The organism is Microbulbifer zhoushanensis (assembly GCF_021729055.1).
GTDB lineage: Bacteria > Pseudomonadota > Gammaproteobacteria > Pseudomonadales > Cellvibrionaceae > Microbulbifer > Microbulbifer zhoushanensis.
Genome location: NZ_JAJSAO010000005.1, coordinates 423,917 through 437,917 on the forward strand (window position 1 = coordinate 423,917; position 14,001 = coordinate 437,917).

16 protein-coding genes are annotated in these 14,001 nt (G+C 61.7%); 9 read left to right on the top strand and 7 right to left on the bottom strand.

The features are described 5' to 3' along the window. Positions 1-65: 65 nt before the first annotated feature. Positions 66-2,435, bottom strand: coding sequence for a nitric-oxide reductase large subunit (locus LVD10_RS12695; RefSeq protein ID WP_237063863.1), 2,370 nt, complete (start codon positions 2,433-2,435; stop codon positions 66-68). A gap of 18 nt (positions 2,436-2,453) precedes the next feature. After that, the gene (gene ytfE / locus LVD10_RS12700) at positions 2,454-3,140 is read right to left on the bottom strand and encodes an iron-sulfur cluster repair protein YtfE (RefSeq protein WP_237063865.1); all 687 of its coding nucleotides are present in this window, start codon (positions 3,138-3,140) and stop codon (positions 2,454-2,456) included. A 144-nt stretch (positions 3,141-3,284) separates the two neighbouring features. Here ytfE and LVD10_RS12705 point away from each other — a divergent pair, with 144 nt between their 5' ends. Then, complete coding sequence (locus LVD10_RS12705) at positions 3,285-3,710, top strand: YbaN family protein (RefSeq protein WP_237063867.1); 426 nt, start codon at positions 3,285-3,287, stop codon at positions 3,708-3,710. Next, entirely contained in the window at positions 3,707-4,162 is a 456-nt protein-coding gene (locus tag LVD10_RS12710) for an Rrf2 family transcriptional regulator (RefSeq protein ID WP_237063869.1), read from the top strand. Before LVD10_RS12705 ends, LVD10_RS12710 begins: the two co-directional genes overlap by 4 nt. A gap of 142 nt (positions 4,163-4,304) precedes the next feature. Here LVD10_RS12710 and LVD10_RS12715 read toward each other — a convergent pair whose 3' ends face one another. Further along, positions 4,305-5,042: a sulfotransferase family 2 domain-containing protein gene (locus LVD10_RS12715; protein ID WP_237063871.1), complete on the bottom strand. Its 738-nt coding sequence runs from the start codon at positions 5,040-5,042 to the stop codon at positions 4,305-4,307. 662 nt (positions 5,043-5,704) lie between these two features. Continuing rightward, the gene (locus LVD10_RS12720; protein ID WP_237063874.1) at positions 5,705-5,869 is read right to left on the bottom strand and encodes a hypothetical protein; all 165 of its coding nucleotides are present in this window, start codon (positions 5,867-5,869) and stop codon (positions 5,705-5,707) included. A 383-nt stretch (positions 5,870-6,252) separates the two neighbouring features. On the opposite strand from LVD10_RS12720, the gene LVD10_RS12725 reads away from it, so the two are divergent. Then, on the top strand, positions 6,253-6,567 hold the full coding sequence (locus LVD10_RS12725; RefSeq protein ID WP_232941502.1) for a GIY-YIG nuclease family protein: 315 nt from the start codon (positions 6,253-6,255) through the stop codon (positions 6,565-6,567). A gap of 59 nt (positions 6,568-6,626) precedes the next feature. Here LVD10_RS12725 and LVD10_RS12730 read toward each other — a convergent pair whose 3' ends face one another. The 3 genes from LVD10_RS12730 to LVD10_RS12740 all read right to left on the bottom strand — a co-directional run bounded on the left by LVD10_RS12730 (position 6,627) and on the right by LVD10_RS12740 (position 8,354). After that, positions 6,627-6,860, bottom strand: a complete 234-nt coding sequence (locus LVD10_RS12730; RefSeq protein ID WP_237063875.1) for a zf-HC2 domain-containing protein — start codon at positions 6,858-6,860, stop codon at positions 6,627-6,629. Further along, positions 6,857-7,501, bottom strand: a complete 645-nt coding sequence (locus LVD10_RS12735; protein ID WP_232941500.1) for an RNA polymerase factor sigma-70 — start codon at positions 7,499-7,501, stop codon at positions 6,857-6,859. Before LVD10_RS12735 ends, LVD10_RS12730 begins: the two co-directional genes overlap by 4 nt. Before the next feature lie 157 nt (positions 7,502-7,658). After that, positions 7,659-8,354: an SDR family oxidoreductase gene (locus tag LVD10_RS12740; RefSeq protein WP_237063877.1), complete on the bottom strand. Its 696-nt coding sequence runs from the start codon at positions 8,352-8,354 to the stop codon at positions 7,659-7,661. A 51-nt stretch (positions 8,355-8,405) separates the two neighbouring features. Here LVD10_RS12740 and LVD10_RS12745 point away from each other — a divergent pair, with 51 nt between their 5' ends. The 6 genes from LVD10_RS12745 to LVD10_RS12770 all read left to right on the top strand — a co-directional run bounded on the left by LVD10_RS12745 (position 8,406) and on the right by LVD10_RS12770 (position 13,893). Continuing rightward, entirely contained in the window at positions 8,406-8,726 is a 321-nt protein-coding gene (locus LVD10_RS12745) for a DUF3301 domain-containing protein (RefSeq protein WP_232941498.1), read from the top strand. Between the two features lie 20 nt (positions 8,727-8,746). Next, positions 8,747-8,959: a DUF1653 domain-containing protein gene (locus tag LVD10_RS12750; protein ID WP_232941497.1), complete on the top strand. Its 213-nt coding sequence runs from the start codon at positions 8,747-8,749 to the stop codon at positions 8,957-8,959. A 184-nt stretch (positions 8,960-9,143) separates the two neighbouring features. Next, positions 9,144-10,211 (top strand): saccharopine dehydrogenase family protein, encoded by a 1,068-nt coding sequence (locus LVD10_RS12755; protein ID WP_232941496.1) that lies wholly within the window; start codon positions 9,144-9,146, stop codon positions 10,209-10,211. Between the two features lie 153 nt (positions 10,212-10,364). Further along, positions 10,365-10,895 carry a phosphatase PAP2 family protein gene (locus tag LVD10_RS12760; RefSeq protein ID WP_237063878.1) on the top strand — a complete coding sequence of 177 codons (531 nt, stop codon included), beginning with the start codon at positions 10,365-10,367 and terminating at the stop codon, positions 10,893-10,895. Further along, positions 10,892-11,956, top strand: coding sequence for an MJ1255/VC2487 family glycosyltransferase (locus LVD10_RS12765; RefSeq protein ID WP_237063879.1), 1,065 nt, complete (start codon positions 10,892-10,894; stop codon positions 11,954-11,956). Before LVD10_RS12760 ends, LVD10_RS12765 begins: the two co-directional genes overlap by 4 nt. 134 nt (positions 11,957-12,090) lie before the next feature. Further along, positions 12,091-13,893, top strand: coding sequence for an acyl-CoA dehydrogenase (locus LVD10_RS12770; RefSeq protein WP_237063880.1), 1,803 nt, complete (start codon positions 12,091-12,093; stop codon positions 13,891-13,893). The last annotated feature ends 108 nt before the right edge of the window (positions 13,894-14,001 follow it).

Sequence of the window (14,001 nt, forward strand, 5' to 3'; positions counted from 1 at the left end):
GCATCGCCTTTTTCCTATCGGGCCGGGGAGTCAAACTCCCCCGTTAAGGTTAAAGGGGGACCGCGCTAGCGCGTCTCGCCGCTGTCAGCCAGTTGACCGGCTGTCATCTCGGCACCGGCACTGAATCCCGGTGAGGTCTCCCCCGCATATTCCGGAAATCCGGCGCGAGCGGAAACTACCTTCTCGCCGGGCACCGTGGTGTCAGTCACCAGCAGTCCCTTGACCACCTGCCAGGCCACCGCCAACGCGCCGACGATAAATACCACGTCGCCGATAGTGCGCACCCAGCGCAGCGTCTGCAGCAGGCCGCCCTGCATAAAGCCCTCGCTACGCGCATACCAGAGTCCCTCGGAGGCGCTGGCAACAAACTGGATGATGCCGACCGGCAGCAGGCTGGTGAACAGCATCAGCACCAGGCCCCCGTTCAGCCACCAGAAGGCGGTTTTCATCAGCTTCTCGTCAAATAGCAGGGATGGACGGATATAGCGCAGCACCAGCAGGGTGAAGCCGAGCGCGAGGAAACCATAGACCCCGAACAGTGCCGCGTGGGCATGGGTGGCGGTGGTATTCAGGCCCTGCACATAGTAGAGCGCGATCGGCGGGTTGATGGAGAAGCCCAGCACGCCGGCACCCAGCATGTTCCAGAAGGCCACGGCGACGAAGAACATCAGCGGCCACTTCAGCTGCTGCATCCAGGGCGCGCGGCTCTTGAGGCTGTAATGCTCCCAGGCTTCGTAACCCAGCACGATCAGCGGTACCACCTCGAGCGCACTGAAAGTCGCCCCTACCGCCATCACCGGGGTGGTGGTGCCGGAAAAGTACAGGTGGTGGAAGGTGCCCGGTATGCCACCCAGCATGAACAGCGAGGCGGAGCCCAATGCAGCAACAGTGGCCATGCGCTTGGACACCAGTCCCATGCTGCAGAAGATGAACGCCAGCGCCGCAGTGGCAAAGACCTCGAAGAAACCCTCTACCCACAGGTGCACGATCCACCAGCGCCAGTACTCCATGATGGAGATATGGGTCTTCTCGCCGTAGAAGAAGCCGGCACCGTAGAAGAGGCCGATGGCGATCACCGACGCCGTCAGCAGGGCAAGCAGGTGCTTGTCACCCGGCTGGCGCAGCGCCGGCACGATGGCGCGGAGCATCAGCACCAGCCAGAAGGCCACACCGGTGAACTTGCCGATCTGCCACAGGCGGCCAAGGTCCACGTACTCGTAGCCCTGGTGTCCCAGCCAGAAGCTCCACTCGGGCGGCATCACCTGGGCGATGGCCAGGTAGTTGCCGATAAACGAGCCCGCGACCACCGCCACCAGGGCCCAGAACAGGATATCCACACCAAGCTTCTGGTATTTCGGGTCGCGCCCGCCATTGATGATTGGCGCCAGGAACAGGCCCGCGGCGAGAAAGCCCGTGGCGATCCAGAACAGCGCCGACTGGATGTGCCAGGTGCGCACCAGGCTATAGGGGAACCACTTCGATGTATCTATCCCGTAAAAGCCCTGCCCCTCTACCGTGTAGTGGGCAGTAAAGCCGCCCAGGAAAACCTGGAAAGTGAACAGGGCCACCACGATAAACAGGTATTTGCCCAGTGCCCGTTGCGAAGGCGTGAGGGCGAAGCTGGTGAGGGGATCGGTGGCGGGCGCTACGGGGTTCTCCTCGTCCTTGCTGCGGGCAAAAGACCAGGCCCACACCAGGCCGCCGATGCCGGCGATCAGCAGCACCACGCTGACAATGGACCAGACGATATTTTCCGCGGTCGGCACATTGTCGATCAGCGGCTCGTGGGGCCAGTTGTTGGTATAGGTTGCCTCACCCGGGGTCCGCTCGGTCGCCGCGGCCCACGCTGTCCAGAAGAAGAACTCTGTCAGTCGCTCGCGACGCTCCGCACTCGGCAGCGTGGCTTCCTTCATGGCGTAACTGCTGCGCGTCTGCTGCAGCTCCGGCGCATCGCCGAACAGGCGGTGATAGTACCCGGCAGTGGCGCGGATGGCCTCAACCCGCCTTTCGGAGAGCACCAGCTTACCGGTCTGCGGGTCGAAGCTGTTGCTGCGGTAGGCCCGCTTCAGTTCGTACTGCAGGGCATTCTGCTGCGCGCCGTCCAGCTCATCGTAAGGCTTGCCGTAATTGTCCCGCGCCGCCAGGTCGAGCCAGTTCACCAGCTCCCGGTGCAGCCAGTCGGCAGTCCAGTCCGGCGCCTGGTAGGCACCGTGGCCCCACACCGAGCCCAGCTGCATCCCCCCCACCGACTGCCATGCAGTCTGGCCGTCGAGGATACTCTCCCGCGTCATCAATACCGTGCCCTCTTCGGACACCACCTGGTCCGGGATTGGCGGCGCAGCGCGGTAGACCTCCTTGCCGAAATAGCCCAGGATCCCGAAGGTCACTGCGAGGATCGCAATCAGCGTCCACCACAGCTTGTAATACTGCTTCATGATTTCCCCCTAAGCCCCTTATGCGCGCGGGCTTGTGCTCTGTGTACTCTGTAAATTGCGTGCAAAAAGAATGTCGTTTTCGAGCCGGATATGCTCCTGCAGGTCGGCCTTGAAGGCCTCCAACCCCCGGTAGAGGGCGCGCCAGGTATTGCATGCGCCCGCCGGCGTGGTGATGCCATCAGTCAGGCGATCGATCTCCCCGATTGAGGCGGCATGCTCGTCGTGCTCGTGCAACATCACCTGAATTGGGCCGGCGGCCATACCGCCCTGCCCCCGGGCCAGCATGGGAAACAGGATCTGCTCCTCCTTGGCCATGTGCTGTTCAAGCTCGCGGGACATCTGCTGTAGGTGCGCCGCCAGCCCTCGCGGGCACTGCGGCTTGTCGCCATGGACCGCCTCCACCCGGTCGGCGAGCCGCTGCAGCTCGGCCAGCTGCTCGCGATGCACCTGGTGAAAGCGTTCGAGCAGGTGGTTGATCAAATCCGCATCGCTGGCCTGTCCCCAGTCCCGGGATTCATCCTGCCGGCTCGCCAGGCCGGACAACTCGGCGAGGATCGCGTCCCCGTCCAGCCCCTCCGCCCTGATTGCCTCGCCCAGTGGCCTGTCCCCCCCGCAGCAGAAACTCAGCCCCCGCTGGTTGAATACGGCACTGGCACCGGGAATGTCCCGGGCCAGCTGCTCGAGGGGCACGTCAAGAAAGTTCATCAGAGTCTCCCATTACCCATTAACTCTTTCTGGTAGGTGCGGGGTTACCCCGCAAAGAAGCATTTTAAATACATCTTTAAGGCGGATTGTAGCCACCGCTCATTAAGATGTAAACTGCATGCATCTTATGAATTGAGTGATCGCATGACGTCCATGTTGATGAGTTACCGGGAACGGGGGGTGCGCAAGAGGTTCTACCTGCTCTGTGCCTGGCTCTGCCTGGCACTTGCAGTAGCCGGGACCTTCCTGCCGCTGTTGCCAACGACACCGTTTCTGCTGTGCTGCGTGTGGCTCAGCGTCAAGGCGGATTCCGGCCTGGCCCACTGGCTCGTGAATCACCGCCGCTTCGGGCCGCCCATCCGTCGCTGGCAGAGCGAGCGGACCCTGGCGCGTTCCACCAAGTGGCTGGCCACAACCATGATCACGGCAAACTGGCTGCTGCTGTGGGTCCTGGACGCCAGCCTGCCCCTGCTGGCAGCGCTCGCCGCCGGTTTCTGCGCGGCACTGGTAATGATCTGGCGCATTCCCGCCACCCGGCCGGGCGTTGGAACCCGGGAGAGTGAAGCATGAATATCACCCGCTACACCGACTATTCGCTGCGTATCCTGATTTACCTGGCAGTGCACAGGGAGGGCCTGTGTACCATCTCGGAAATCGCTGACAGCTACGGGATCTCCAAGAATCACCTGATGAAAATTGTTCAGGAGTTGAACGCCAGGGGATACATACAGGCGGTACGGGGCAAGAATGGTGGCCTGCGTCTCAAGCAGGAGCCGGTGGAGATCAATATCGGCAAGCTGGTGCGCGAAACCGAGGACGAAAGCCGGATGGTGGAATGTTTCGGCAGCAACAACCAGTGCGTAATCACACCAGCTTGCCAGCTCAAGGTAATTCTCGGCCGGGCACTCGAGAGCTTTTTCGCTACGCTCGAGGAATACACCCTGGAGGACCTGGTGGGTGGCGGGCAGGGGCCGGTGCTCGCGGAGCTGTTGGATATCAAGGACGCAGCGCGGAATAAATAGCGCAGGCGACATAGTGGGAAGACGCCCGCGGAGCAGGGAAGCTATTCCAGCAAAGGGGGGGAGCAAATTAACGCAGGTCCGGGTGATTCACGGCAGTAAAAGAAGGCCTCAAGTCTTTTTGTACCAAGTACCGACAGCGATGTTACTCAAATCGTTCAAGATACCGATCATATAGCTCGAGGTCATACTTGCAGGCTTCTTCAATTCTCTTCATGAGGCTTGCGTCAGAACGAATTTCTTCTGCACGCTCATTCTTTGGACTGGAGTTGACTTTTGGTATATCCAGCGCAATTCCAAAATGGTCATTCATTCTCGAAACCCAGGTTTCAAGATTATCCAGGGTGCCTACAACGGAGAATCGTGCGAGGTTACCGAGGGCTTCTTCAATATACTGGGCCGAATTGCCATTCAGTCCACTCGGTGCGTCGGAAAAATAACGTACCAGATAATTCCCTGACGCACCCCCCTTGCTGGACCCAAGGTACTCATCAAGGGAGAGGCGGTTCTTTACCCAATCACTCTGTTTATAGGTATTGTATACATACTCAGAAATCCAGCGATCTACCGGATGTCGTAAAATCGTGACAAAGTCCCACTCAGCGGAAAATGCTTGGACAAGTTGCGGACGGCATTTGCAGTGTCCGCGACCAAAGTAATTCCTCTGGATTGCCAGATTATAAGCGAGCACATGCTCCCGACAATGCATCATCGGCGTTCCCAGCGCTGCAGAGCCCCGCTTACTCGGGACCTGCTCGATACTGAAGCTTTCAACATAAGCGCCCGAATAAACCTGATCCCAGATAGCTGATACGATGGAAGAGCCACCGCACTTCGGCACATGTGCGAAATAGATTCTGGGAACGCTGCTTGAACCGTTCATCCGGGCGTATGATATAGGCGGAGCAATCGCTCTTGACAGCGTGCCCCTCAACCTGTCCACGAACCTTCTCACTAGTGCTATTCCGCCGTTTCCCAAGCCCAAACTAACACACAAGGTTGGCAACCTATACGAGCACAGCCGTCAGGCTGGCTAGGCCGACACCTTGCGAAATGATAGCGGACTTTTCAAGCCTGCACAGCTCAAAATCCATCTCCTTAAACTAACAGGCTGCGCACAAAACATACAGGTCATCATTAAGGAGCAGACTGGCCCAGAATTTTTGCAATCCGCGATAACAAAAATGAACGAAAACTGGAAGTGTGAAAAAAAGGCCCCGATCACTGCAGGCATGGGGTGGGAACCTGCAGGGAATTAACCGGGGCCCAAGGGGTTACAGGGAAATCCAGGGTAAAAATCTAAATAACCACTGCGCGAAAACTGGTTGTAAACTGCCGTGGCTTACCGCCACTGGCTCATCTCGATACGAAAGCCTTCCGGCTCAGATACTGCCGGCCCGGTGAAGGCCAGCGCCGTAAGGAAGGCGATGAAGGTCGTAAACAAAGCTCGCTTGCACGTCGTAAAGAAAACTCGCTTGCACATAGTCGTGTCCTCACCGTCGGGTCGGCCAGCTGTATTACTGTCCGGCCACTCGGAAACCTGAATCAGCGCCCCGGCACTACACCCCGGGGCTGGTCATCCGTCGGGCAACGCTTGCTGCCCGAGTAAGTGGCTGAGATCCGGTGTAGGCTGGCATCCACCACGAAGGCCCGCAGCCCGGCTGCCGGTAACCGCATCCATTCACCGGCGGTCTTTTTCAATCTACTCATGGCAACACTCCCGAAATCTGTCCCGGTGGTCACACCGGCCTTACACTGGGACCCGGCGCGCCTGTGGCAGCCAGCCCTCTTGACCCGGCCACAAGGGCCAGCCATCCTTGCCTGAACCTTGCGGCCGCCGGGGAGGTCCGTTATCCCCGCCGCTGTCAGCGGGTCAGTCCATGCAGGCTATTCTGCCGATTCCAGCCCGCAGTCGATATCAGATAAGTGGTCGATCATTGCCTGAAACTCCATGGGTATGGTGTTTGTGGCAAGCAAAAGCTTCTTAGCCAATAGCGGGCGGTTATAAGGTGCTGCCGCCGGGCCAGTGCACCTCTCCCATTCCGCTGGCCGATGATGGAAAATAGCCGCAAGCTAACCCGTGGAAATGTATTTTGAGTGACTGGTCCCTCTACCTGATCCGCACTGCCGCCGGCACCCTGTACACAGGGATCACCACCGATGTGGAGCGACGCTTTGCCGAGCACGACGCCGGTGGAGCCAGGGCGGCCAAGGCCCTGCGGGGGCGCGGGCCGCTGTCACTGGCCTTCCAGTGTGGCGCCGCGGACAAGTCAGCGGCGCTGCGGCTGGAGGCCCGGATCAAGAAGTGGCCGCGACGCTGGAAGGAGGAGTTGATCCGCGGCGACCGTTCCCTGCCGGAGATTGAATCCGGCGCGGAGATGACAGAGGAGGACGGTACTGGTGGTTGAGCACCCGGGTTTGACTACCGGGGATAACTTTTTCGGGGATGGACTTTCGGGATAGCGCGTCAGCTGTCTTTGTCCTGCCCCGAATCCCGCCCGGACTTGTTACCGGCACCATCACCACTGGCGCCGCGCGCATAGGCACGGGCGATATGGCGCAGGCTGGTCATCTGGTGGGAGAAGTTGCGGCAGGCGCCGCAGATCATCAGGTGCAACCGCAGGGCCAGGCGCTCGCCCCCGTCAAGCTGCCTCTCCTGTGCTTCCGAAAGTAGCCTGGTGACTTCTCGACAGCTCTTCACGCTTCTCCTCCCCGGTCCTGCCCACGGGCAAACCAGTTATTCTCCAGGCACTCGCGCAGCCGCAGGCGGGCCCGGTGCAGGGTGACATTCAGGTTACTCACGGTGATCTCCACCGCCGCGCAGATTTCATGGCTCTCCAGCTCGATAAACTCCCGCATCATGAAGACCCGCGCCTGGCGTCCCGGCAGGTGATCCAGGCAGGCCTCGAAGATACGCCAGAACTCGCGGTCATCCACGGCGGCTTCCGGGTCCGCCCACTTCGCCGGTCGCTCCTCGGCGCGCCAGTGACCCCGCTTGTTGAACAGCTCGTCCAGGTCGCTCTCCTCGGCATCCGCACGCAGCAGGCTGTCCGCCTCTACATAGCGGCTACGCTGGCGCAGCACATCGGCAATCTTGTTCTTCAGGATCGCGAACACCCAGGTTTTCAGTGCCGCGCGGCCACCGAAGGAACGGGCATTCTTAAGCGCCCCGACCAGGGCTTCCTGCACCGCGTCCTCCGCCAGGTGCGGGTCTCCCAGCTGCAGGGTGGCAAACCGCTGCATCTGGTGGCGCAGCTCCTCCAGGTATCCCGGATCGGTCAGGGGTCCGGTATCTTCCCCCGCTTGTCCCGGAGCGGGACCTCGCGCCGTCTGCTCGCTCAATTGCTCTCTCCCGAATCTGTGGCCCGGTACGCTGATGCGCTGGCGCCCTGCAACCCCGGAGTTACCACTCTGTCGCAGGTGCCGTTGGATTTGTTACAACCCGGTGAAACCTTGCGGCCGCAAACGCCGCCACCGGCACTGGTCACAGTTGCCGGCGTCACCAGGGTATCTCTGTACCATCGTAATTGATGAAGTGACCGCTTTGCTCCGGGCCGGCGCCCAGCATTACCTTTCTCAACCCGGCAACGCTTTCCTCCGCTGAAATCAGGGCATTGGGGCCACCCATATCCGTCTGCACCCAGCCCGGGTGTAGGGCGAGCACAGTGATCCCGCGCTCGCGCAGGTCAACGGAGAGACTCTTGACCACCTGGTTGACTGCGGTTTTGGAGGTCCGATAGATATACCCGCCCCCGGAGCTGTTGTCGGAGATACTGCCCACTTTGCTGGACAGCACCGCAATCACCTTGCGCTCGCCCCGGGCGACATTGTCGCAGAAGGTCTCTGCCAGCATGTAGGGGGCGATGGTGTTGGCCTCCAGTACCTTGCGCCACTCGTCTCGATCGACACGGCCGAACAGGCTCCCCTTGGGCCCGTAGTAGCCGGCATTGCTGACCAGGATATCGATCGGCTGGTCTCCCAGTGTCTCCGCCAGCTGCGCCATCTGCCGGTAATCGGTGACATCCAGGCAGTGGACCTCCAGCTGCGGGTACTGCTGCTCCAGGGCGCGCAGTTCATAGGCACAGGCCTTATCGCGGCAGGTGGCGAAGACCCGCCAGCCATCCTCGGAGAACTGGCGGGTCATCTCCAGGCCAATACCGCGATTGCAGCCAGTGATTAGTACGGTGCCGGGCATAACGACTCCTTCGTGTTATTCTTGCCCGCCAATCATAACAAGCTTGCGGAAATGTATTACTCACTGGGCGATCTACTCTGGGTATTCCTGCTGGTGCTGGTGGGCTGGTACTTCTGGGCCGGGATGGCGGCCAAGGAGCTGGCGCGCCGGGCTGCGGCCTCCCATTGCCGGCAGCTGGGCGTGCAGTTGCTGGACGACACCGTGATGCTGGTACGCACACGGCTGCGGCGCAACCGGCGCGGCCACCTGGCGCTGCAACGGCAGTATGAATTCGAGTTCACCTCCACCGGCGAGCGCCGCTACAGCGGCATCGCCGTGCTGCACGGCAATCGGGTGGAGCAACTGCAACTGTCACCCCACCACCTCGCCTGAGCAGTAACTGGAACGGAATCATGCAACGCGGAATCTATCGCCACTATAAAGGCAATCTCTACGAACTGATGGAAGTGGGCACTCACAGCGAGACCGGCGAGCGGCTCGCAGTATACCGGGCCCTGTACGGTGATTACGGGGTCTGGGTGCGGCCATTGGCCATGTTTGCCGAGACTGTCGACCGGAACGGCGAGTCCCAGCCCCGCTTCGCCCTGGTCAGGGCATTTGACTAGTCGGTTACCGCGCCAGTAATGTTGCGTTCCTCTCGTGGAGTATTGTGACGGCAATCTTGCTGTCAGGTTGCAACGGACCAGCACGCGCCAATGCGCGCAATTCCCGCCCCCGAAGTACCCCGGCACGGATTCCGGGTCAGTAACTGATACGACAACACAACCAGCAAGTGAATAAGGTCACTCGGTGAACGACAAAAAAATAATGATCTATGGTGCCAACGGCTATACGGGGGAACTGATCGCCCGCGCCGCCGTGGCCAAGGGATATCGGCCGATCCTGGCCGGCCGCAACGCGAAGAAACTGCAACCGCTGTCGGAAGAGCTGGGCCTGCCGGCAATTGCTGTCAGCCTGGAGGACAGCGATACCCTGGAGCGCATGCTGCAGGATATCGATGTGGTTATCCACTGCGCCGGGCCCTTTTCCACTACGGCCGAACCCATGATGCGCGCCTGTATTGCCACCGGCACCCACTACCAGGATATTACCGGCGAAATGCAGGTTTACCAGCAGGCCAATGACCTGCACGGCGAGGCCCGGTCCGCCGGTGTGGTTCTCTGCCCCGGCACCGGTTTCGATGTTATCCCCACCGACTGCCTGGCGGCAGCATTGCACCATGCCATCCCCACCGCCACCCACCTCACCCTGGGATTCGACTCGGATTCCGGCCTGAGCCCGGGCACCGCCAAAACCTCCATCGAGAGCCTGGGTGTGGGCAGCGCCGTGCGGCGCCAGGGCAAGGTAGAGATCATCGATCACGCCGAGCTGACACGCAAAATTGATTTTGGCCGCGGCGAGAAATTCGCCGTCGCCATCCCCTGGGGCGACGTGGTAACGGCTTACTACACCACCCAGATACCCAATATCGAAGTCTATATTCCCATGAGCCCGCGCCGGGCCAAGAAGCTCAAGCGCCTGAACAAGCTGCGCTGGCTGCTGCGCATGGAGTGGGTGCAGGACTGGCTCAAGGGCAAGGTGGACAAGTCGGTGCAGGGCCCCGATGAAGAGAAGCGCGCGGAACAGCAGACGTGGGTCTGGGGCGAGGTACGCAACGACCGCCGCGGCGAACGGAAGATCGGCCGGGTGGTTACTGCCAACGGCTACGATGTCACCGTGCACGGTTCCCTGGCGGTGATGGAGCACCTGCTTTCCTATGACGGCCCGGGCGGCTATTACACCCCGTCAAAACTCTGCGGATCAGAACTGGTGGAGAAGCTGCCGGGATCCGGCACCATCAAGATCGGTATCGACTGATTCCACCGGCGGCAACACCTGCCCCGCTGTCGCGCCCGGCTGCGGGGCCCCTCTCCCTGCAGAGGGGCCCACTCACGTCCTGCCACGACATATTTCACAGTCCTGACATCAATCGGTCAATTCCGCGCAATACAGCCTTCGTAACTTGGCTGCATGCGAAGCTTACCTGTCACCCTGAAAACAATCGACGTGTCCCTGGTGCTGCATATGGCAGACCGGGCGACAAGGCCGGCCTCACGCAGGAACTACCTGTGGTTATCCCGCTCGGCAGACGGCTGGCTTTACCTGGTCTCGCCGCTGGTGGTCGCCCTTTTCAACACTACCGCCGCCGCGTTGCAGTTTTTCTACGTCTGCGGCACGGCCTACGCACTCGAGCGGTCGCTGTACTGGACCATCAAGAACACCACGCGCCGGTTGCGACCGCAGCAGGCGATTCCCGGCATGCGCTCGGTGATCGTCGCCCACGACCGTTTCAGCCTGCCCTCCGGGCACACCTCCGGAGCCTTCCTGTTTATCACGGTGCTGTCCCAGGCGGTGAACCCGCTATGGTTACTGGGCTATTTCTGGGCTGCCGGGGTCGGGACTTCCCGCGTGGGTCTGGGCGTGCACTTTCCAACTGATGTCTGCGCCGGTGCCGCCCTCGGCACCAGTGTCGGCCTGTTAGTCTGCGGAGCTGTTCTGTGAAAATCCTCTACGGTGTCCAGGGCACCGGTAACGGCCATATTTCCCGCGCCCGCGCCATGGCCAGGGCCTTCGAAAATCATCCCGAACTGGAAACACAGTGGCTCTTTTCCGGCCGCCCCCCGGAGAAACTCTTCCGCATGGAAGCATTCGGGGAATTCTGGTGGCGCGAGGGACTGACCTTTGTCAACCGCAAGGGCCGCATCGACCAGCTGGCTACGGTGCGCCAGTTGCACCCGCGCCGGCTGTGGAAGGATATCGCCAGCCTGCCCGTGCAGGATTTTGACCTGGTGATCAGCGACTTCGAGCCGGTTACCGCCTGGGCGGCAAAGCGCCACGGCGTACCCAGCCTGGGCATGGGGCACCAGTATGCGTTCAATTTCCCCATTCCCGCGCCCCGCTTCGGCTGGATGGCCCGCGGCATCATGCGTGCCTTTGCACCGGTGCAGCAAAGCCTGGGGATGCACTGGCACCATTTCGGTCACCCGATCCTGCCGCCCATCGCCCGCCCCCACGGCAAGGAAGAAAGCGGTGAGCATATCCTTGTCTACCTGCCGTTTGAGCACCACGAGCCCCTGGTGAAGCAGCTGGGCAGCCTGCCCTACCCGATCATTGCCTACGGCCTGCCCACCGATATGAAAGTGGCGGACAATATCCAGTTAAAAGCACCGGCGATCGAGGAATTCCAGCAGGATGTGGCCAGCGCCCGCGCCGTAATCTGCAACAGCGGGTTTGAGCTGATCGCCGAAACGCTGACCCTGGGCAAGCCGATCCTCACCCGCCCGCTGGCGGGCCAGTTCGAGCAGGAGGCCAACGCCATGGCGCTGGAGCAACTGCAGCTGGCCACCGTGGTTGAGCGGGTCGACGCGGCAACGATCCGCGCCTGGCTGGACAGCAACCCGGCCGGGGCACAGATCCAGTGGCCGGACGTGGCCGCCAGCATTGCACGCTGGCTGGCGGAGGGCCGGCGCGAATCCCGGGAGGCGCTGGTGGGGGAGCTGTGGCGACAGGTTCTGCCCGGCAACGAAACCGAGCGCCTGCCGGTCGGTGACCTGGCAGAATAAGTCTTTACAGTCCCTGCCTGCCCCGCCCCTGGTAAATAAAGGCCGCCGGGATTAGCGCAAAGGTCATTGCAGCGTTTCCCCGGCAACGGTCTACTGACTGGCAAGATCCACAGTCACGGACCAACGGGGTAGTCATGACCGCGCAATTGCTCAACGAACGCGATATCGATTTCCTGCTGTACGAGTTTCTCGACACACTGAAACTGCTCCAGCGCCCCCGCTACAGCGAGCACTCCGAAGACACCTTCCGAGCCACCCTGCAGACCGCGCGCACCGTGGCGGAAAAGTTTTTCGCCAACCACAATGCCCGTGGCGATGCCCACGAACCCACTTTCGACGGCGAGCGGGTGCACCTGGTGGAGGAAACCCAGCAGGCCTGGGATGCCTTTGCCGAGGCGGGTTTCCTGGCCGCCCACCACGATTTCGGGGATGGCGGCATGCAGTTGCCGGAAGTGGTGCTGCGAACCTGCCTGGCCACCATCAGCGCCGCCAATGTGGCCTCGGCCGCCTACCCTTTCCTTACCATTGGCGCCGCGAACCTGGTGCATGCCTTCGCCAGCGACGCGCTGAAAGCGCAGTTCCTGCCGCCGATGCTGGACGGCCGCTGTGCCGGCACCATGGCACTGACGGAACCGGACCAGGGCTCGGCCCTGGCGGATATCCGCACCACCGCCGAGGAGGCCGGTGACGGCACCTACCGTATCCGCGGACAGAAAATGTATATCTCCGGCGGCGACCAGTCCCTGACAGACAATATCGTGCATATGGTGCTGGCCAGGATCAAAGGGGCCCCGGCCGGGGTAAAGGGCATCTCATTGTTTATTGTGCCCAAGGTGCTTCCCGGTCAAGACGGCCGCCCCGCACAGCCCAACGATGTGAAACTGGCGGGCCTGCTGCACAAGATGGGCTACCGCAATACCACCTCCACCGTGCTCAGTTTCGGTGAGGAAGATGGAGCCATGGGCTACCTGGTGGGCGAGCCACACAAGGGGCTGGCCTACATGTTCCAGATGATGAACGAGGCCCGCATCGGTGTGGGTGTCGGCGCGGCAGTGCTGGGTTACCAGGGCTATAACCATTCCCTGCAGTACGCCCGCGAGCGCCCCCAGGGCCGACTGCCCTCCACTCGCGACCCGCAATCGAAACAGGTGCCGATCATCCGCCACGCGGATGTGCGGCGCATGCTGCTGGCCCAGAAGTCCTATGTGGAGGGCGGGCTGGCATTGTGCCTGTACGCCTCCTCCCTGTTCGAGGACCAGCGCACCGCAGAAACCAGCCGGGAGCGCGAGCGGGCGGCGAAACTGCTGGACCTGCTGACCCCGGTGGTAAAAAGCTGGCCGTCCCGCTATGGCCTGAAAGCCAACGAGCTGGCCATTCAGGTACTCGGCGGCGCCGGCTACACGCGGGAATACCCGCTGGAACAACTCTACCGGGACAACCGCCTCAACCCGATCCACGAGGGCACCGAGGGCATCCACGGCCTCGACCTGCTGGGACGCAAGCTGCCCATGGACCAGCTGGAGGGCTATCGCCTGCTGCAGGAGGAGATCCGCCAGACCGTGATGCAGGCGCGCGACCGCGAGGCGCTGGCACCGATGGCCGAAGCACTGGAACAGCACCTGCAGCGCCTGGACGCCACCACACTGGCACTAATGGGCCAGCTGCAGGCCGATGTCGATCGCGGCCTGGCCAACGCCACTGTCTACCTGGATGCCTTCGGGCGTGTGGTGGCGGCCTGGACCTGGCTGCGCCAGGCACTGGCTGCCGACCGGGCGCTGGACACCACCAACCGCGAGGAAGAGCGCAACTTCTACCGCGGTAAGCTGCAGGCGGCGCGCTACTACATGGAGTGGGAGCTGCCGGAAATCGTGCCGCAGCTGGCGCTGCTGGACGCTGGTAACGGGGTGCCGTTCGAGATGCGGGAAGAGTGGTTCTGAATTCGGCGGGAATGGTGCAATTCCCGTTGCTCATTGCACCCTGCGCCTGCTTCACGGTTTATGCCGGAAGCCGGGGTGCAATAAGCGCAGCGCATTACGCCATGAACC

Excerpts from the sequence above, each read along its gene's own strand:
- LVD10_RS12695 (WP_237063863.1), bottom strand. The coding sequence starts at position 2,435 with ATGAAGCAGTATTACAAGCTGTGGTGGACGCTGATTGCGATCCTCGCA.
- ytfE (WP_237063865.1), bottom strand. The coding sequence starts at position 3,140 with ATGAACTTTCTTGACGTGCCCCTCGAGCAGCTGGCCCGGGACATTCCC.
- LVD10_RS12705 (WP_237063867.1), top strand. The coding sequence starts at position 3,285 with ATGACGTCCATGTTGATGAGTTACCGGGAACGGGGGGTGCGCAAGAGG.
- LVD10_RS12710 (WP_237063869.1), top strand. The coding sequence starts at position 3,707 with ATGAATATCACCCGCTACACCGACTATTCGCTGCGTATCCTGATTTAC.
- LVD10_RS12715 (WP_237063871.1), bottom strand. The coding sequence starts at position 5,042 with ATGAACGGTTCAAGCAGCGTTCCCAGAATCTATTTCGCACATGTGCCG.
- LVD10_RS12720 (WP_237063874.1), bottom strand. The coding sequence starts at position 5,869 with ATGAGTAGATTGAAAAAGACCGCCGGTGAATGGATGCGGTTACCGGCA.
- LVD10_RS12740 (WP_237063877.1), bottom strand. The coding sequence starts at position 8,354 with ATGCCCGGCACCGTACTAATCACTGGCTGCAATCGCGGTATTGGCCTG.
- LVD10_RS12745 (WP_232941498.1), top strand. The coding sequence starts at position 8,406 with ATGTATTACTCACTGGGCGATCTACTCTGGGTATTCCTGCTGGTGCTG.
- LVD10_RS12750 (WP_232941497.1), top strand. The coding sequence starts at position 8,747 with ATGCAACGCGGAATCTATCGCCACTATAAAGGCAATCTCTACGAACTG.
- LVD10_RS12760 (WP_237063878.1), top strand. The coding sequence starts at position 10,365 with ATGCGAAGCTTACCTGTCACCCTGAAAACAATCGACGTGTCCCTGGTG.
- LVD10_RS12770 (WP_237063880.1), top strand. The coding sequence starts at position 12,091 with ATGACCGCGCAATTGCTCAACGAACGCGATATCGATTTCCTGCTGTAC.